This window comes from Nannocystis punicea (assembly GCF_026965555.1).
GTDB classification, from domain to species: Bacteria; Myxococcota_A; Polyangia; order Nannocystales; family Nannocystaceae; genus Nannocystis; species Nannocystis punicea.
This window is the reverse complement of the sequence record NZ_CP114040.1, coordinates 13045049-13061951: the sequence shown is the minus strand read 5'-3', so window position 1 is coordinate 13061951 and position 16903 is coordinate 13045049. Positions and strand designations below refer to the sequence as shown.

At 72.9% G+C, this 16903-nt stretch carries 14 protein-coding genes; 6 read left to right on the top strand and 8 right to left on the bottom strand.

All coding sequences use genetic code 11. The features are described 5' to 3' along the window. Nucleotides 1–262: 262 nt before the first annotated feature. The 4 genes from O0S08_RS50395 to O0S08_RS50380 form a co-directional block, all read right to left on the bottom strand. Nucleotides 263–1324 (bottom strand): hypothetical protein, encoded by a 1062-nt coding sequence (locus tag O0S08_RS50395; RefSeq protein WP_269036732.1) that lies wholly within the window; start codon nt 1322–1324, stop codon nt 263–265. A 125-nt stretch (nt 1325–1449) separates the two neighbouring features. Then, complete coding sequence (gene prmC, locus O0S08_RS50390; RefSeq protein WP_269036731.1) at nt 1450–2364, bottom strand: peptide chain release factor N(5)-glutamine methyltransferase; 915 nt, start codon at nt 2362–2364, stop codon at nt 1450–1452. 35 nt (nt 2365–2399) lie between these two features. Then, nucleotides 2400–2879, bottom strand: a complete 480-nt coding sequence (locus O0S08_RS50385) for a hypothetical protein (RefSeq protein ID WP_269036730.1) — start codon at nt 2877–2879, stop codon at nt 2400–2402. A gap of 127 nt (nt 2880–3006) precedes the next feature. Further along, on the bottom strand, nt 3007–3528 hold the full coding sequence (locus tag O0S08_RS50380) for a hypothetical protein (RefSeq protein WP_143140227.1): 522 nt from the start codon (nt 3526–3528) through the stop codon (nt 3007–3009). 113 nt (nt 3529–3641) lie between these two features. Here O0S08_RS50380 and O0S08_RS50375 point away from each other — a divergent pair, with 113 nt between their 5' ends. Further along, entirely contained in the window at nt 3642–6476 is a 2835-nt protein-coding gene (locus O0S08_RS50375) for a tetratricopeptide repeat protein (protein ID WP_269036729.1), read from the top strand. 95 nt (nt 6477–6571) lie between these two features. Here O0S08_RS50375 and O0S08_RS50370 read toward each other — a convergent pair whose 3' ends face one another. After that, on the bottom strand, nt 6572–7693 hold the full coding sequence (locus O0S08_RS50370) for a sterol desaturase family protein (protein WP_269036728.1): 1122 nt from the start codon (nt 7691–7693) through the stop codon (nt 6572–6574). A gap of 647 nt (nt 7694–8340) precedes the next feature. Here O0S08_RS50370 and O0S08_RS50365 point away from each other — a divergent pair. The 4 genes from O0S08_RS50365 to O0S08_RS50350 all read left to right on the top strand — a co-directional run bounded on the left by O0S08_RS50365 (nt 8341) and on the right by O0S08_RS50350 (nt 11575). Then, on the top strand, nt 8341–9285 hold the full coding sequence (locus O0S08_RS50365; RefSeq protein ID WP_269036727.1) for a hypothetical protein: 945 nt from the start codon (nt 8341–8343) through the stop codon (nt 9283–9285). Continuing rightward, nucleotides 9282–9500: a hypothetical protein gene (locus O0S08_RS50360; RefSeq protein ID WP_269036726.1), complete on the top strand. Its 219-nt coding sequence runs from the start codon at nt 9282–9284 to the stop codon at nt 9498–9500. Before O0S08_RS50365 ends, O0S08_RS50360 begins: the two co-directional genes overlap by 4 nt. A gap of 356 nt (nt 9501–9856) precedes the next feature. Beyond that, nucleotides 9857–10627, top strand: coding sequence for a M50 family metallopeptidase (locus tag O0S08_RS50355; protein ID WP_269036725.1), 771 nt, complete (start codon nt 9857–9859; stop codon nt 10625–10627). Nucleotides 10628–10630: 3 nt separating this feature from the next. Continuing rightward, complete coding sequence (locus O0S08_RS50350) at nt 10631–11575, top strand: aminoglycoside phosphotransferase family protein (RefSeq protein ID WP_269036724.1); 945 nt, start codon at nt 10631–10633, stop codon at nt 11573–11575. A 175-nt stretch (nt 11576–11750) separates the two neighbouring features. On the opposite strand, the gene O0S08_RS50345 is transcribed toward O0S08_RS50350, so the two are convergent. Together O0S08_RS50345 and O0S08_RS50340 are read right to left on the bottom strand one after the other, a co-directional pair. Then, nucleotides 11751–12608 (bottom strand): RNA polymerase sigma-70 factor, encoded by an 858-nt coding sequence (locus tag O0S08_RS50345; protein ID WP_269036723.1) that lies wholly within the window; start codon nt 12606–12608, stop codon nt 11751–11753. Further along, entirely contained in the window at nt 12605–13765 is a 1161-nt protein-coding gene (locus O0S08_RS50340; RefSeq protein WP_269036722.1) for an NAD(P)/FAD-dependent oxidoreductase, read from the bottom strand. The genes O0S08_RS50345 and O0S08_RS50340 overlap by 4 nt, the downstream gene beginning before the upstream one ends. Between O0S08_RS50340 and O0S08_RS50335 the strand changes: the two genes are divergently transcribed. Further along, the gene (locus O0S08_RS50335; RefSeq protein ID WP_308477877.1) at nt 13754–14476 is read left to right on the top strand and encodes a peptide deformylase; all 723 of its coding nucleotides are present in this window, start codon (nt 13754–13756) and stop codon (nt 14474–14476) included. The genes O0S08_RS50340 and O0S08_RS50335 overlap by 12 nt on opposite strands. Nucleotides 14477–14480: 4 nt before the next feature. Here O0S08_RS50335 and O0S08_RS50330 read toward each other — a convergent pair whose 3' ends face one another. Beyond that, complete coding sequence (locus tag O0S08_RS50330; RefSeq protein ID WP_269036721.1) at nt 14481–16892, bottom strand: DUF1592 domain-containing protein; 2412 nt, start codon at nt 16890–16892, stop codon at nt 14481–14483. Nucleotides 16893–16903 lie beyond the last annotated feature (11 nt).

Below are 16903 nucleotides of genomic sequence, written 5' to 3'. Positions count from 1 at the left end.
TTTGAGCGTCTATCTCCGGGTAAGAATGGAATTTATTTTTTATTCATTCTTATCCAATACTAGACGACGGTCGCGCGCGCGGCCGACCGCATGTCTCTTCGGCCAGCTCGATCTCCGCCAGGTCGACGTCTGCAGACGCCTGTCTCTCGAGACAGCTCACTGCGCCTCCGTTCAGAGCGCCTGTCCCTCAAGACAGCTCTCCTCGCGCTTCGTTCGCCGGTCGCGGCGCATGTCTCTTCGGACATGCTCGCGGCCGCGGACTTCACCGCTGCTCGGGCGAGTCGGGCTTGCCGTCGAGATCGGGGCGGCCGTCGAACAGGTCGCGGCTGATGGCGATCGCGCGCCGGACCATCTCGTTGAGGGAGCTCGAGCGGGCGAGGTCGGGGTCGCGGGCGCGGACGTGGTCGACCACCTGCTCGACCTTCACCTCCCCGCCCTGCTTCAGCTCTTGCAGGATCGCCAGCAGCATCCGCTCGCTGCGCTCGCGCTCGGTCTGCTCGCGGCGGCGGACCGCGATCGCGCGCGCCAGCAGGAGCCCGAGGATGACGACGATGAGCGCGAGGATCCACGCGATCGTCTCGCCGATGCGGGCGCCCTTGTTGAGGGTGCCGTCGATGCGGCCCCAGAAGCGCTCGCGGAACTCCTGGTAGTGCGGGTCGGTCTCGACCACCTCGAGGGCATCGACCGCGCCGAGCAGCGCCTCGCGGCTGACCTCGCGCGACACCCGTCCTGCGGCCGGCGCGAGCTCGTTGTTCAACGCGTCGCGCAGCGCCGGCGCGAGGTCCTTCTCGATCGTGTGGCGCAGCGCGGGCCCGACGTTGTCCTCGACCACGCGCTGGATCGCCGGGCCCACGTTGCGCTCGAGCACCGTCTGCGTCGCCGGCCCGAGCTCGTCGCGCAGGCCCTCGCTCAGCGTCGTCAACGTCCGGCGGGTCAGCGCCTCGGCCATGTTCGCCGCGCCCTGCCGGGTCGCCGGCGACAGCGCCGACTGCAGCGCCTGCTCGACCGCGCGGCGGGTGGTGTCGACCACCGCGGGGCTCACGTCCTCGCGCAGCCCCTGGCCGACGGCCTTCGACAGCGCGCCGACGTAGTCCGCGCTGAGCTGCTGGACCTTGGCCACGCGCTGCGCGTCGGTGAGGCCGTCCAACGCCCCGGCCGCGACCTGCTCGGCCAGGTCGCGCGCCGCCTGCTGGACCTCGGGCAGGTCGAGCAGGTCGTCGATGCGCTTGCGGACCTTCGGGTCCTCGAGCGTGTTCAGGGTCTCGTCGATCCCGGCCGGCACCGCGCGGCGGACCATCTTCTCGGTCCCTGTCGCACAGGACATGTCCAAAAGGACAAGCCCGAGCATCAGCGCGGCCGCGCGCGGCTCGGCCGGCCTGCGGCCACCTGCGCGCGGACGAGAGGCCATCCGCGACAGGATAGGAGAGCGGCGACCGGGCCGCCAGTTCGTCAGCGGATCGGCGCCGCGCCGCTGACGACGCGGTCGATCCCGGCCGCGTCGCGGCGGATCTCGACCGCCTGGTAGCCGCGCGCCAGCAGCAGCTCGCGGGTCGCCTCGGCCTGGCCGAGCCCGATCTCGAGGAACAGCCGCCCCTCGGGCACCAGCACGCCCGGCCCCGCGCACTCGTCGACCAAGCGGCGGACCAGGTCGAGGCCGTCGCGGCCGCCGTCGAGCGCGAGGCGGGGCTCGTAGTCGCGGACCTCGGGCTGCAGCTCGGCGATCTCGGGCGAGGCGATGTAGGGCAGGTTGGCGGCGACGGCCGCGAAGCCGCCGGCCGGGACCGTCACGCCGCGCAGGAGATCGCCGCGGACGAACGCGACCTGCAGGCCGAGCCTGGCCGCGTTTTCGCGCGCGACCGCGAGGGCGTCGGGCGAGACGTCGACCGCGGTGACGTCGACGTCGCGGCGCGCGTGCTTGACTGCCAGCGCGATCGCCCCCGAGCCGGTGCCGACGTCGAGCACGTGCAGCGGGTAGGGCGGCGGCGGCGGCGGCAGCAGCTCGAGCAACCAGTCGACCAGGTGCTCGGTCTCCGGCCGCGGGATGAGCACGCGACGGTCGACCGCGAGCTCGAGGCCGAGGCCGTGGAAGCCGCGCTTGCCGGCGATGTACGCCACCGGCTCGCGGGCGAGCCGGCGGCGGATGAGCTCGCGCAGCGCGGCCCGCTGGTCGTCGTCGACCAGCGCGTCGTAGCGGAGGAAGATCTGCATGCGCGTACAACCGAGCGCCTGCGCCACCAGGTGCTGCGCGTCCGCGCGGGCCTCGCCGAAGCCCGCGCGCTCGAACCGCTCCTCCGTCCACTTCAGCACCTCCTGGACGGTCCAGAGCTGCTGACGCGCGGGGCGAGGCGGTGACGCGGAGGACATGGGCGGGCGCGGAGTGTAGCCCGGACTTCGCGGTCTCAGGGCGCGGCGGTGTGACCGCCGGCGGGGATCCCCAGCTGCCGGCGGAGCTCGGCGATCGGGATCTTCAGCACCGCCTCGACGTCGCGTCCGTCGACGTAGAGGGTGCGCTGGCCCTTTGCAGCGCGGAACGCCCGCAGCGTCCGCAGCGGGGCGACGAACAGCCCGCCCATCACCGCGGTGAGGTTGATCATCCACAAGAAGCGCGTGTTGCAGCCGGCGCGCAGCTCCCAGGCCCCGATCTCCGACTCCCCGGCGAGGTCGGTGCCGTAGCCGGTGAGCACGTGGTGGAGGTCGTGCAGCGCCACCACGCTCTGGCGCGCCGGCGGGTTCGGCAGGCGCAGGGTGCGGCCGAACAGGTCGAACGCGAACACCGGCGACGAGTACTCGGCCATCGAGAAGCCGTTGCGCTCGAGGTACTGGTCGCGGCCCTCGCGGAGCGGCAGGTGAGACGGCACGTGCGTGACGCGCTGCGGCATGAGTCTCGTGTCGCGCACCTCGCGGGCGATTACCAGCCGTCGTCGCCCGCGTCGCGCCGCGCGCCGGCGCGCCCTCGCGCACGCGAGGACATGTCTCTCGGGACAGCTACGAGCGAAATCGCCGCGCTCAGGACGAGGCCTTGGCCGGCTCCTCGAGCGGCGCCTCGATCTGCGCGACCATGCGCCGCAGCAGGCCCTCGACCATCAGCGCGCGCTCGCCCGAGTCGTAGACGCCGTCGTGGTAGCGGGCCTGGATGTCCTCGTACTTCTCGCGGGTGTCGTTGATGAGCTGCTTGTAGGGCTTGCGGCGGGCCAGGACTTCTTTTTGGTTCTGCCAGAAGAACGAGACCATGGCGGCGACGGTGAAGCCGGTGAGGGCGACGCCGATCGGGCCGCTGACGATGTACGCCAGGCCGTAGCGGAGGGCGACGACGCCGCCGACCCCGACGGCGAGCTCGCGGATCCCGCTCTTCTTCATCTTGCCCCAGGCCATCGGCAGCAGCTCGCCGGAGGCCAGCACCAGGGCCACGAATTCCGGCCGCTTGGCCCCGCGCTCGTAGGTGTCCTTGATCACCTGCTGCATGAAGGCGTCGAAGGACTCGTACACCTCGCTCGGGTAGGCCGTGTGACTGCTGCTGCTGGCTGCCATGCGCGCCAGCATAGCAGAGCCCCCGGATTCCTTTGACACGGCCCCGCGCGGCTCGCACAATTCCCGCCCGCATGCCGCGCTCATGGTCGTCCCGTCCGCGTGCCGCGTGGCCCGTGCGCTTGCTCGCGGTCCTCGCCGCCGCCACCGCCGCGTGCCGCACGGCCCCGCCGCCCGCGGGGCCGCCCGCGAGCTCTGACCTGTCCGAACGTACAGCTCCGCCGCCGCTCGAGCTGGGCGGCCTCGAGGTCCCCGAAGAGGGCGACGAGCCGGTCGCCGAGCCGCCGGCGAAGCGGCCCGAGCCCGTCGTCGTGAACGATCTCGCCGGCGCCTTCGCGGCGCTCGAGCGGGGCAACCCCGAGGGCGCGGCGGCCTTCCTCGCCGGCGCCCTGCGCCAAAGGCCAGGTGACGAGCGCGTCCGCCTCGCGCTCGCCCACGCTCACCTGGCCACCGGCGCCACCGACCTCGCCGCCGCCGCGCTCGACCTCAAGGCCGGCCAGCCGAGCCCCGCGCGGCTGCGCCTGCTGGCGCGTCTGCTCGCCGCTCGCGGCGACCAGGCCGGCGCGCTCGCGCTGCTGCAGAAGGCCGCCGGGGACCCCGCCGAGCTGGCCGCGCGCGGCGAGCTGCTCAGCCTGCTGGTCGCCGCCGGGCAGGAGAAGGACGCCAAGGCGGTCGCCCTGCGCGAGCAGCTGTACGACGCCTACGACGCCGGCAAGGCCAAGACCGCCGAGGAGCTGGTGGCGGTGGCCCGGGCGGCGCTGGCCCGCGGGTCGACGGGCGCGTTCCACGACGCCAACATGGTCCTGGGCGAGGCGGAGAAGCTGCCTCTCGAGACAGCTTCTCTCGAGCCCGCGTTCGTCCTGCGCGACCGGGCGCTGCTGCTGCGAGGGGCGATGTTCCGCGAGAAGTACGCGGCGGCCGAGGCGATCGAGACGTACGAGCAGATCTTGCGGCGCGACGCGTGGCACGCGGAGGCGCTGGCGGGGGTCGCCGCGGCGCACCTCGAGGAGCTGCGGCTGGCGGCCGCGAGCGAGGCGGCCCAGCGGGCGCTGCAGGTCAACCCGCGCCAGGCCGAGGCGCTGGGGGTGCTGGCCAAGGTCGCGCTGGTCGAGGGCCGCCGCGACGAGGCGACCGCGCGGGCCCAGGGCGACATGCTGGCGGCCAGCCCCGGCCACCCCGACGCGCTGGCGGTGCTCGCCGGCGCCGCGCTGGCCCGCGACGACCAGGCCGCCTACGCCCGCCTGCGCGACCAGGCCGCCGCCGGCAACCCGCTGCCGTTCTACCTCGCGCTGGCCGACCTGCTGGTGTCGATGCACATGTACGAACAGACAGGTGCGGTCCTCGACGAGGCGGCCAAGCGGGCGCCCGACAACGCCTACGTGCAGTCGGCGATGGGCCTCAACCTGCTGCGCCTCGGCAAGGAGACCGAGGGCCGGGCCGCGCTCAAGGCCGCGTGGAAGCGCGACCGCTTCAACGAGCGCACCCGCAACACCCTCGACCTCTACGACCAGCGCATCGACCCGCTCTACACCGACGTCAGCGACGGCGACCTCAGCCTGCGCCTCCTCAAGGAGGACCAGGAGTATGTCTCTCCGGACATGCTGGCGATCATCGCCCGCGCCCGCCAGACCCTCGACAAGCGCTACTCGCTGCGCCCGACCCCGCTGCGCATCGAGGTGTTCGCCGACCCGAGCGACTTCTCGGTCCGCACGATCGGCGTCCCCAGCCTCGGCGCCGTCGGCGTTTGCTTCGGCCGCCTCATCACCGCCCTCGGCCCCTACGGCGGCACCCACAACTTCCACCAGGTCGTGTGGCACGAGCTCGCCCACGTCTACGCCGTCCAGCTCAGCAAGGGCCGCGTCCCGCGGTGGTTCACCGAGGGCCTGTCCGAGTGGGAGTCCGAGCTCGCCGACCCGTCGTGGGCCCGCGAGAGCGCCGAGCTCCTGGCCGTCGCCCGCCGCAAGGGCACCCTGCGCCGCCTGTCCGAGCTCGAGCTGGCGTTCCTGCGGGCCGGCAGCGCCCAGGCCATGGAGGTCGCCTACACCACCGCCGCCTACGCCGTCCGCTACCTCGGCGAGACCTACGGCCTGCCGCGCCTCATCGCCATGCTCAAGGGCTACGGCGAGGGCGGCACCACCGAGGTGCTGATGGAGCGCCACCTCGGCAAGCCGCTGGCCGTGGTCGAGAAGGACTTCGAGACCTGGCTCTTCGGCCAGCTCGACAGCAAAATCAAGGGCTGGGAGCCGGCCAAGAGCCGCGGCGACAAGCCCGACGAGCGCGACAAGCTGCTGTCCCAGGCTGTCGCCCACGCCCAGAAGAAGGACATGACCGCGGCCGCGCGCGACCTGCAGCAGCTGATCCAGGGCCGCGGCGACGGCTACGTCCCGCGCATGACCCTGGCCGAAGTGCTGATGAAGGGCCAGAGCTGGAAGCAGGCCGCCGAGCACTACGACAAGGCCCGCGGCTTCCGCCCCGAGTCGATCGAGCCGATCATCCGCCTGGCCGAGCTGGCCCGCCGCGACGGCGACGTCGCGCGCGAGAAGGCGCTGCTGCGCGAGGGCCTGGCGATCGACGGCATGAGCTACGACCCGGCCGCGCGCCTGGTGATGCTCGCGGCCGTCACCGCCGACGCGCCGAACCGCGACTACGCGCTCGACCGCGCCGCCGCGATCGCCCCCCTCCACCCGCTCACCCTCGGCGGCCAGGCCCTGCGCGCCGCCGCGGCCGGCGACAAGCCGCGCGCCCGCAGCCTCAGCGACCGCGCCCTCAAGAACATGAACGACGGCCCGCTCGCCAAGGGCCCCGTCGACACCCTCGTCGTCCTCGCCCTCGCCGCCGAGGCCGCCGGCGACTCCACCCGCGCGAAGATCCTCGCCGCCCGCGCCGGCGCCGAGCCCCAGCTGCTCGCCCCCGCCAAACAGGCGATGGAGCGCGTCCGCACCGCGAAGTGAACTCGAGGACATGCCCTCGAGGGCATGTCCTTCATGACATTTCTACAAGGACATGTTCTTTTGAACATGTCCCTGTGCGGCAGTCCTCACGCGGCTCACCCGCGCGTGAGCACCAGGCTGGCCACCGCCAGCGTCGTCACCAGCCGGCCCACCTCGAGCGGCAGCGCCCAGCGGCGGCGCTCGGCCAGGCCGGCGAGGGCGACCGCGCCGGCGATCACCGTCGCGCAGGCGAGCGCGGCCAGCCAGGTGGGCCACCCGTCGGCGGCGATCAGCACGACCATCGTCGCCGCGACGATCCCCACCGCCTGCAGCAGGATGTACGCCGCCATGACCGAAGAGACAGGCGCGTGGAAGCGCGCGGCGGCCCGCGCCGCCAGCTCCGCGCGCGTCAACGGGGCAGCAGGACCGCGCGACCTCCAGCCCGGGCGCGCCAGCAACACCCGCATCCTGTTCGAAAGACCCCGCTCCGCGGCGAGCCCCCGCGCCAGCTCGACGAAGTGCTCGAACTGCGCCCACAGCGGGTTGAGGCTGCGCAGTCGGTGGGTCGTGCCGTACACGGGCGCCTCGTCGAGCCGCGCGAACGTCCCGAACAGCCGGTCCCAGACGATCAAGATCCCGCCGTAATTCTTGTCGAGGTAGCGCGGGTTGACGGCGTGGTGGACGCGGTGGTGCTGCGGCGTGTTGAGCACCGCCTCGACCGGACCGAGCCGGCCGATCAGCTCGGTGTGGATCCAGAACTGATACAGCGAGTTGATCGCCTTGCTCATCAAGAACAGCAGCGGCGGCACCCCGAGCAGCGCCAGCGGCAGCCCGAACACGATCAGCGGCCCGGCGGTGAAGATGCCCTGGCGCAGCGCGACCGCGAGGTTGTAGTCCTCGCTGTGGTGGTGCACCACGTGCGTCGCCCACAGCAGCCCGACCTCGTGGCTGGCGCGGTGCCACCAGTAGTAGACGAGGTCGACCCCGACCATCGCCAGCAGCCAGGTCGTCGCCGCGTGCGGGTCGAGGTCGACGAGGCGCCCCTCGTAGACGAGGAAGTAGAGCCCCACGAACGCCGCCGTGGTCAGCACGCCGGACATCTGCTCGACCACGCCGCAGCCGACGTCCGAGACCGACACCGACAGGCGATAGAGATCGCGCCGGGCCCGTCGCGCGAGCCAGTACTCGAGGACGATCAAGGCGACGAAGACGGGGATCGACCAGGCGATGAGGTGCATGGCCTTGGGGCTCGAACTTCACTTGAGCACAGCGCCAGCAGCACCGCCAGCGCCCGGTCTACCAGCCCGACCGGCCACGCCCAGCGCCGGCGCGAGGCGAGCGCGCCGAGCGTGGCCACCCCGGCCCCCGCCACACCGCACGGCCGGAGCAACCCGGCCGCGCCACCGCTCCGCGCAGAGCCGCAGACCCATCGTCAACACCACCACCGCCGCCTCGAGCGACGCGCAGGTGGTCCGCCGCGGCGACAGCGGCACGTCGACCCGCGGCCGCCGCAGATCCTGCTGCGCTCGCCCGCGCCCTCCGCCCTGCTCCTCGCTCGCGCGCTCCGGTACTGCCTGCGCTCACGGTTCCCCGCTCGCTGCTGTGCTCGATCTCCCCGACGTTCTCTTGATTTTTTGAACGGGGGAAAATGGGTGTCCGGACCGGGCGGTCGTCCGCCGGCCTGAGGAGCCGCTCCGCTCGACCCCGGGGCGGGGGGCCGCGAGCTCGACCGCGATCGCGGCGCTCGGCCCGCTGCGTGTCGGGCGGGTCACGGCGGTGGCTATGACGTCGCGTTCATCTTCTGCCGGCGAGCGACCGACCTCTCGCCGGTCCGCCGCGCCCAGGGTTTGCGCTGCGGGGCCGGCCTGGTAGCGTGGGCCCCGCCATGGCCGCGCTGTTCCCGTTCACGACCGACGAGGCGAATGCCGTTCTCCGGGCTTTGAAGACCGTGGCGATGGCCGACGGCATGTTTGCGATCAAGGAGCAGGCGCTGCTCTCCGCCTCGGCCGAGCTGCTCGGCGTCGACGGCGGCCCGGACGCCGCGACGACGCTCGCGCCGGAGGAGCTGGCCGCGGCGGTCGTCGATCCGGAGCGTCGGCTCATGGCCCTGAAGGCCTGCCTGGTGATGGGCATCGTCGACGGCCAGGTCTCGCCGGAGGAGTGGCGCGTGCTGTCGGCGTTCCGCACCGCGCTCGGCATCGAGGAGAACGCGCTGCAGGTGTTCCACGGGCTCGTGCAGGGGCACCGCCAGCGCACGCAGTACGAGCTGCAGCGGCGGCTCGGCTCGCCGCAGGCCGGCACCCTGTACGCGGCCCAGGGCTGGCAGGGCGTGCTCAACTTCTTCACCGAGGATCTGCTCGCGCTGCCGAAGACCCGCGAGAACAGCGAGCTCGCCTGGCGCTATCGACGGATCGGCCTGCTGCCGGAGGGCACTCTCGGGCGCGAGCTGTGGCGGTACTACCGCGAGCGTCAGTTCGCGTTCGCCGGCGAGCTGGGCGGCGTGCCCGAGGCGCTGGTGCACCACGACATCACCCACATCCTGGCCGGCTACGACGGCGACCTCCAGGGCGAGCTCGAGACCCTGGCCTTCATCGCCGGCCTGCGCGGCGAGGACCCCGCGAGCGCGCTGTTCCTGGTGCTCTTGCAGCACGCAGTGGGCGTCCGCGTGGGCGACACCGACGGCCTCAGCTTCGTGCCCGAGCGGATCCTCGCGGCCCAGGAGCGCGGGCGTGCCACCGGCGAGGACTTCACGCGCCGCCACGACTTCTGGGACGTGATGGACCGCCCGATCTCCGAGCTCCTGCAGCGCTTCGGGGTCCCGCCGCGGTGACGGGCGCGCCGCAGGTGTTCGACCTGTCCGAGGTCGACGCCGACGCCCCCGAGGTCGTGCTCGCGTGGGTCGATCGCCTGCGAGCGGCCGCGGCCCGCGGCCCGGTGATCGTCCGCGAGTGCCCGCAGATGCTCGCGCACACCCTCTACAAGGCCGCCCTGCTCGGCGACGCGATCGTGCTCGAGTCGGTGCGCGCCGAGGAAGCTTACGGCTGAGAGCTCGCGACATGAGCGGGCTCGAGTCGGTCGCCTGAAAAAATTCACGAATGAGGGCCGCGTGCTCGCTACGAAGGAGCCGCGACGGAGCGCCGAGTCGGCCACACGAACGTCCTCGACACCGTGGCGAAGCAGCCCCGCGCTCTGCGGCGACATGAGCGTGCTGGGCGCGAAGAAGCCATGGCTGCACGCGCGTCGAGCCTCGGCGAAGAAGCTCACGGCTGCGCGCCACGTCGCGCGACCCCGGAGCCTCGCCGCGAGTTTCACTCCTCGCCGCGACAGCCGCTCCTGCCCACGCCGGGCCCTCTCGCCGCTGCTGCGGGCGCGCTGGAGCCGCCATGCTACGCTGGGCTGCGATGTCTTCCGCAGCGCGCGCCTTCGCCAGAGCCCACGACCAGGCCCGGGTCACCCGGCGGGCCCGCGGCGTCCTCGTCGCCAGCGCCGCGATCACCCTCCTTCTGTATGCCGTCCCGTTCGGCGGCCTGCTCATCTATCCGCTGCTCCTGCTGTCGACCCTGGCCCACGAGCTCGGCCACGGTCTGGCGGCGCTGGCGACCGGCGGCTCGTTCCAGGCCTTCTACTTGTGGCCCGACGGCTCCGGCATGGCCGTTCATGCAGGTCCCGAAGGACCTGCCCTTCAGGCCATCGTCGCCGCCGGCGGGCTGATTGGTCCGGCGGTGGTCGCCGGCGTCTGCTTCGCCCTCGCGCGGCGCGAGCGGGTGGCGCGCCTCGTGCTCGGCCTGCTCGGCCTCGGCTTCCTGGCGGCCGTCGCCCTCGTCGTCGAGAACGCGTTCGGCTTCTGGTACATCGGCGGCGTCGGCCTCCTGCTGCTGGGGCTCGCCCTCCGCGCCCGCGGCCAGGTCGCCCAGACCGCGCTGGTGTTCCTGGCCGTGCAGCTGGCGCTCAGCGTGTTCTCCCGCGCCGACTACCTGTTCACCGCCAGCGCCCAGACCACCGCCGGCGTCATGCCGTCGGACTCGGCCCACATCGCCGCCGCCCTCGGCGGCTCGTACATGTTGTGGGGCGCCGTCTGCGGCCTGTTCTCGGTGCTGGTGCTGGTCCTCGGCCTGTGGCTGTTCACCCGCGGCGAGAGCCGCGTCAGCATGGCCAGCCTGCGCCGCCGGTGACGCGTGCCCCCCGAGCTGCGCGCGCTGGCCTCGCGGCTCCTCGCGGATGTCCCGGAGAGCATGCTCTCCTGGACATGTCTGAAAGAGCACTCGAAGAGCGCGACGGTCTGGCGGGCGACCGGGCCCGCGGGGCAGCTCGTCTTCAAGCGGCACCGCCACCCGCGGCCGTTCCAGCAGGAGCTGCGCGCCTATCGCGACTGGCTGCCGGCCGTCGCGGCGCATCTGTCTCTCGGGACATCCAGGTCGGAGGAGCCGAAGGATCGCGAAAAGGAGCTGTCTCCCGGGCCACGTAGCCTGGCCGGCGCCGTCCGCGTCCCGGCGCTGCTCGCCTGCGACCCCGCCGCTCGCGTCCTCGCGCTGACCGCCGCGCCCGGCGAGCGCCTGTCCCTCGGGACACACGACCCCGCCCTCGCCCCCGTGGCCCACGCGGCCGCCGGCCGGTTCCTCCGCGCCCTCCACGAGCTCCCCGTCGCCGACGACGACCCGATGCCGCTCGTCGACGCCGTCGCCGCCCGCCTCGCCGAGTGGCACGCCCGCGCCCGCGGCCTCCTCTCCCCGGGCGAACGCGACGGCCTCCAGCGCCTCGCCGCCCGCCGCGACGCCTTCGCCGGCGTGCGCCGCGTCCCGTGCCACCGCGACTTCACCCCCGACAACTGGCTGCTCGCCGGCGCCGACCTCCACGTCCTCGACTTCGAGCACGCCCGCCTCGACGCCCCCGAGGCCGACCTCGTCAAGCTGCGCGCCGAGGTCTGGTTCGACCGCCCCGACCTGGCCGAGGCGTTCCTGGCAGCTCACGGTCCGCTGACGACCGACGCTGCCGCCCGCCTCGACGTCCTGCTCGCGCTCCACGCCGCGGCCACCCTGGCCTGGGCCGAGCGCCACGCCGACCCGGCCTTCCACGCCCTGGGCCGCCGCGCCCTCGCGGTCGCGCTGGCGCATGTCTCCTAAAACATGTCCTCCCGAACATGCCCTCAGAAGGCATAAGAATCTGGACGCCTCGAGTCAGCGGCACGGAAGCGAGCCGACTGCACGGCGAGGGGAGCCGCCACGCTGGCCCCCGCGCATGCCTCATAAAACATGTCCATCCGGACATGCCCTTTAAGGCATGTCCGAACAGACATCATCAGTGCAGCGCCGCCAGCTTGTCCGGATTGACGAGGAGCTGCAGCGAGTGGATCTTCTGGCCGTCGGTCTCGATCGAGATCGCCGCCAGCGCCACGCCGTCGTCCCACAGCACCGCGGCCGGCCAGCCGTTGATCTCCACCAGCGAGAGCGTGCCGTGGGCGCCGCCCTTCTTGGCGGTCCCGATCATGAAGCGAGCCACGCGGTCGGGCCCGAACACCGGGTTGCGAGCCGCCCGCGCCCGCCCGCCGCCGTCCGACCAGGCGACCACGTCGTCGGCGAGCAGCCGCTGCAGCCCGTCGAGGTCGCCCTGGGCGATCGCCCCGAGGAAGGCCCCCAGCAGCTGCTCGTGCTGCTCGCGCGAGCGGGCGAACCGCGGCCGCTTCGAGCGCACGTGCTCGCGCGCCCGGTGGGCCAGCTGCCGGCACGCCGCCTCCTCGCGGCCGACGATCGCGGCGACCTCGGCGAAGTCGTAATCAAACACCTCGCGCAGCACGAAGACGGCCCGCTCGAGCGGGCTCAGGGCCTCGAGCAGGACGAGGAAGGCGAGCGAGATCGACTCCAGATCCGGCGACTCCGCCAGGCGCTCGGTCGGCAGCGGCTCGGGCAACCATGTGCCGACGTAGGCCTCGCGCCGCGTGCGGGCCGACTTCAGCTGGTCGAGGCACAGCCGCGAGACGACCGTCGTCAGCCACCCGCCGGGCGCCTCGATCGTCTCGTGCTCGGCCGCCTGCCAGCGCACGTGCGCCTCCTGCAGCACGTCCTCGGCCTCGGCCGCGCTGCCGAGCATGCGATACGCCAGCCCGAACAGCCGCGAACGATGGGCCCCGAACAGCTCCGCCGCGTCGTCGGGGCTCATTGCACCGCCTCCACCGCCACCAGCGACCGCGACGGCCCGCGCTTCCAGCGGTACGCCAGCAGCCGCCGCTGCTCGGCCCGCAGCGCCATCACCGTGTAGCGGCACACCCGCTCCTTGAGCCACGCCCCCACTCGTCCGGTCACGATCCGCTCCCCCGGCCGCCCGGCCGCGTCCATGAGCTGCACGATGCCATCCCGCCGCCCCAGGCTCACGCAGTACCCCGGGTCGGCGAACCGGAACCCGCTGGCGGCGCCGCCGGTCAGCTCGGCCACCGCAGTGTCGGCCGCGTGCGCCGCCATCGGCATCGCGGTCTTGCAGCCGGCCGCGAGCCAGCCGCCGCCGGCCACCGCGAAGGCCGCAGCGTCGCCCGCGACCAGCAGGTCCGGCCGGGCGTGGAGCTCGCGGTCGACGATCACCCGCCCGTCGGCCGCCATCGGCAAGCCGAGCCCGGCAAGCAGCGGCACCGCCCGGAAGCCGGCCGCCCAGGCGCACAGGTCGAAGTCGATCCGCCCGGCCTCCGTGTCGAGGTGGTCGGCCGCCACCGCCGTGACCCGCACCCCCTCCCGCACCGTCACGCCCAGGCGCTTCAGGGCTGCCCGCGCGTGCTCGCGTGCCTTGGGGCCGAGCGCCGGCGCGATTTCGCTCGCCGAGACCAGCTCGACCCGCAGGCCAGGCAGCGCCTCGGCCAGCTCCGTGGCGATCTCGATGCCGGTGAGACCGCCGCCGCACACGGCAAGCCGGCCGCCGCGCTCGGCAACGCGCCGCGCCTCGCTGAACAGCCGGACGATGCGGTCGCCGTCGATGGCAAGGGCGTGCTCGCGCGCGCCAGGCACGAGCTCGAGGTCGACCGCGCCGCCGGTGCACACGATAGCGCGGTCGAATTCGAGCACACCGGTGTCGGTGACGAGCCGCCGGGGCGCGACTTCGAGCGCCCGCGCCTTCACGAAGCGCACCGCCGTGCCTGCGATCAGCTCGGCGACGGGGCGCGCGACGCTGCGGCCGGTCGCCGCCTGCTCGTGGAGGCGGACGCGCTCGACGAGCTGATCGCTGGCACCCACGAGGGTGACCGCGACGCGGCCGCGGGCGATCCGCGAAGCCCGAAGGGCGGCGAGCAGGCCAGCGTAACCGGTGCCGATGACGACGAGATGCGGGGTCATGTCGAGTTCTCCTGGTTCCCCGGCATGACGAGGCAGCCCTGGCGCGGCGTGACACGATTTTTTTCGCGCGCAGCAGGACGCCGAATCGAGCGCCGCTCCCGTCCCCGCGACGTCCTCGCCCGCAGTCGCCACCCGCTGGGCAGGCGCGACACCTCCTTTGGTGTCGCGACGTGCGATGGTCCTCGCGTGTCCGCGATCCTCCGCCTCGGCGACCCGCGCTTGCGTGCGATCGCCCGCCCCGTCGACCTCGCGGCGCCCGAGTTTCCCGAGGCCGTCGCGCGCCTCCATCGCGCGCTCGCCGACTTCCGCGCCGAGCACGGCTTCGGTCGCGCGATCGCGGCGCCGCAGCTCGGCATCGACCTGCGCCTCGTCGCCATGAACCTCGGCGACGGCCCACGCACCCTCGTGAACCCCGAGATCGTGCGGCACAGCGACGAGACCTTCACCCTCTGGGACGACTGCATGTGCTTTCCAGAGCTGCTCGTGCGGGTCCGGCGGTGGACATCGATCTCCATCAAAAGCCTCGACGAGGAGGGGCGGCTCCATCTGCGCGAGCGTCTTCCTCGCAACGAGTCGGAGCTGCTGCAGCACGAGCTCGACCACCTCGACGGCGTGCTCGCCGTCGATCGGGCCGACGGTCCCGACGCGATCGTCACGCGCGTCGACCACGACCGCGAGCCTGGGCGCTACGCGACCATGGTCGATCGTTGATTCCTCAGTAGAGGATGCAGAAGCCGAAGCTCGTCGTCCCCTGGGCCGCGACCTCGGCGTTGTAGGCCTCGCCGGTCCACACCAGGTGCGTGCCGTCCTGCATGTACTTGGCGTTCCACGCGTTCTGGATCGTGCCCTGCAGGCCGAGCACGACCTGCCAGACGATCGGCGCGTCGGTCGTGTTGATCACCGTGACCGAGTTGCACTCGCCCTGCTCCCACTTCGAGTCCTGCGTCACCTGCACGTCGATGCCCGGCGACGTCATCGGCCCCGGCTCCGGCTCGCCGGTGGTCGTGCCGCCGCTCGTCGTCGTCTCGTCGCCGGTGGTCGGATCGCCACCCGTCGTCGGATCGCCGCCCGTCGTCGGGTCGCCGTCGCCGCTCGGCGCCCCGCCGCGCTCGCGGAAGAACCGCGTGCCGACCAGCGCCAGCACCAGGCTGTCGAGCCGGCCCTCCGCCTCGACGAACGCGGCCGTCAGGTCGTCCTGCACGCACTGCAGCTCGCTGCCCGCCGCCGAGCCGACGGCGTAGCGGGCCCACTGCAGCGTGTAGCAGGCCTCGACGTCGGGGCTGCCCGCCAGCAGCTGCGCCATCTCGTCCGCGCCGTCGAAGCTGCCGTTGGTGTTGTCGGTGAGGAGGATCTCCCCGCTCGCGTCGATCGCGTGGATCCCGTCCATCGTGCGCGTGCGACCGACCGCGTCGTAGCCCTCGAAGCCGAAGCCGATCGGGTCGATGCGCGAGTGACAGCCGGCGCAGGTCGCATCGGCCGAGTGCTGGGTGTAGCGCTCGCGCGTGCTCAGGCTCGGGTCGACCGGCGGCGGCGAGGTGTCGAGCGCCGGCGGCGGCGGCGGCATGTCCTGGCACAGCAGTCGCTCGCGCACCAGCTTGCCGCGGTGGATCGGCGACGACGACGTCGGCAGCGCGTGCGTCGTCATCACCGCCCCTCGAACCAGAAGGCCCGCGGCCGAGCCGGTGTCGGCGCGCTTGAAGCCCCCCAGGTCGGGCTCGCCCGCGCCGGCCTCGACGCCGTAGTAACTCGCCAGCTCGTCGGTCATGAACGAGTAGTCGGCGGTCAGCAGCTCCGCCAGCGAACCGCCGCTGCGGTACACGTCGCCGACGAACCGGTGCGTCTCGCCCAGCATGGCCTCGCGGATCTGCGGCGTCAGCTCCGGGTACAGCATCGCGTCGCGCGGCACGGTGCGCAGGCGATCGATGTGCAGCCACTCGTCGACGAAGCGATGCAGGGTGGCGTCGGCGTCGGCGCTGGCGAGGAGGCGGGCGGCCTGCATCCGCAGCACGTCCAGATCTTTCAAGGTCCCGTCATCCGCAGCGGCCATCAGTTCGTCGTCGGGCGGGCCGCCGACGATGAGGTACGACAGCTCGCTGGCGAGCTCGTACGGCGTGAGCTGATAGATGCCCTCGCCCGCGTGCTCGCCGAGCTCGGTGCGGTAGAGGAACCCGGGCGACTGCAACATCGCCGCGATGGTCCAGCGGATCCCGCCCGCGAATTTCTCGATCGCCGCGGCCTCCTTCCACAGCAGCTCGTAGCGCGCCTGCTCGTCGGCGGTGAGCGGCCTTCGGTACACCTGCTTGCCGAAGCGGGCGATGAAGTCGTGCGCGCACGCCTCCTCGCCGTCGGCCTGCGGGTCGCAGCCGAGGCGCGCCGGCAGGTCGGCGACGATCTGGTCGGCGACCTTCTCGGCCGCGTCGCGGTACTGGTCGGCGAGCAGCCCCGAGACCACCAGCGCCCCGGCGTTGTTCGTATAACCCTGCACCACGGTGTCGGCCGCGAAGCCGAGCCCGAGGTCGGTCGGCCCGCCGAGCACCGCCACGAGGGTTCGGTTGTACTCGACGTGGCTGAGCCGTCGCACCCGCCGCACGCCCGCGCCGCCCTCGTCGCAGCCGGCCGCGCCCTCGCCGTCGGGCGCGGTGCACGAGAACGTGCCCTGGCTGCGGGCGACGAACTCCGCCAGCGCGTCGTAGGCCTCGGTGTCGGGCGTGACGACCATCCCGCCCTTGTGCATGTCGGGGTGCTGGTTGGTCGGCTTGAGCAGCAGGATCGACGTGCCGCCGTCGTCGTCGAGCGCGACCTCCTTGGCCGCCGCGAAGTTGTGCTCGAGCCAGCCCTCCTCGCCCTCGGCCTGGAGGACCATCCGCGTGTCCTTGGCCAGCCCGTCCGGGTTGTGGCAGGTGATGCACGTCTTGCTGAGGATCGGCGCCCACACGCGAGTCTCGAAGAACTGCGCGTCGCTCGGGCAGCCGCCGCCGCCGTCGGTGGGGTCGACGTCGCCGCTGCTCATGCTCGTGCCGGTGCCCGCGGTGTCGCCGTCGCCGTCGGTGACCGCGCCGCCGCCGTTGTTCTGACAGGCGGCGAGGCTCAGGAAGATCGCCAGGTCGCTCGGGTGAAGCTTGCGCATGGTCGTCCTCC

What these genes read in the sequence shown, in the direction of transcription:
- O0S08_RS50345 (WP_269036723.1), bottom strand. Translation starts at nt 12,608, where the DNA reads ATGAGCCCCGACGACGCGGCGGAGCTGTTCGGGGCCCATCGTTCGCGG.
- O0S08_RS50385 (WP_269036730.1), bottom strand. Translation starts at nt 2,879, where the DNA reads ATGCCGCAGCGCGTCACGCACGTGCCGTCTCACCTGCCGCTCCGCGAG.
- O0S08_RS50355 (WP_269036725.1), top strand. Translation starts at nt 9,857, where the DNA reads ATGTCTTCCGCAGCGCGCGCCTTCGCCAGAGCCCACGACCAGGCCCGG.
- O0S08_RS50340 (WP_269036722.1), bottom strand. Translation starts at nt 13,765, where the DNA reads ATGACCCCGCATCTCGTCGTCATCGGCACCGGTTACGCTGGCCTGCTC.
- O0S08_RS50365 (WP_269036727.1), top strand. Translation starts at nt 8,341, where the DNA reads ATGGCCGCGCTGTTCCCGTTCACGACCGACGAGGCGAATGCCGTTCTC.
- O0S08_RS50395 (WP_269036732.1), bottom strand. Translation starts at nt 1,324, where the DNA reads ATGTCCTGTGCGACAGGGACCGAGAAGATGGTCCGCCGCGCGGTGCCG.
- prmC (WP_269036731.1), bottom strand. Translation starts at nt 2,364, where the DNA reads ATGTCCTCCGCGTCACCGCCTCGCCCCGCGCGTCAGCAGCTCTGGACC.
- O0S08_RS50380 (WP_143140227.1), bottom strand. Translation starts at nt 3,528, where the DNA reads ATGGCAGCCAGCAGCAGCAGTCACACGGCCTACCCGAGCGAGGTGTAC.
- O0S08_RS50370 (WP_269036728.1), bottom strand. Translation starts at nt 7,693, where the DNA reads ATGCACCTCATCGCCTGGTCGATCCCCGTCTTCGTCGCCTTGATCGTC.
- O0S08_RS50335 (WP_308477877.1), top strand. Translation starts at nt 13,754, where the DNA reads ATGCGGGGTCATGTCGAGTTCTCCTGGTTCCCCGGCATGACGAGGCAG.
- O0S08_RS50330 (WP_269036721.1), bottom strand. Translation starts at nt 16,892, where the DNA reads ATGCGCAAGCTTCACCCGAGCGACCTGGCGATCTTCCTGAGCCTCGCC.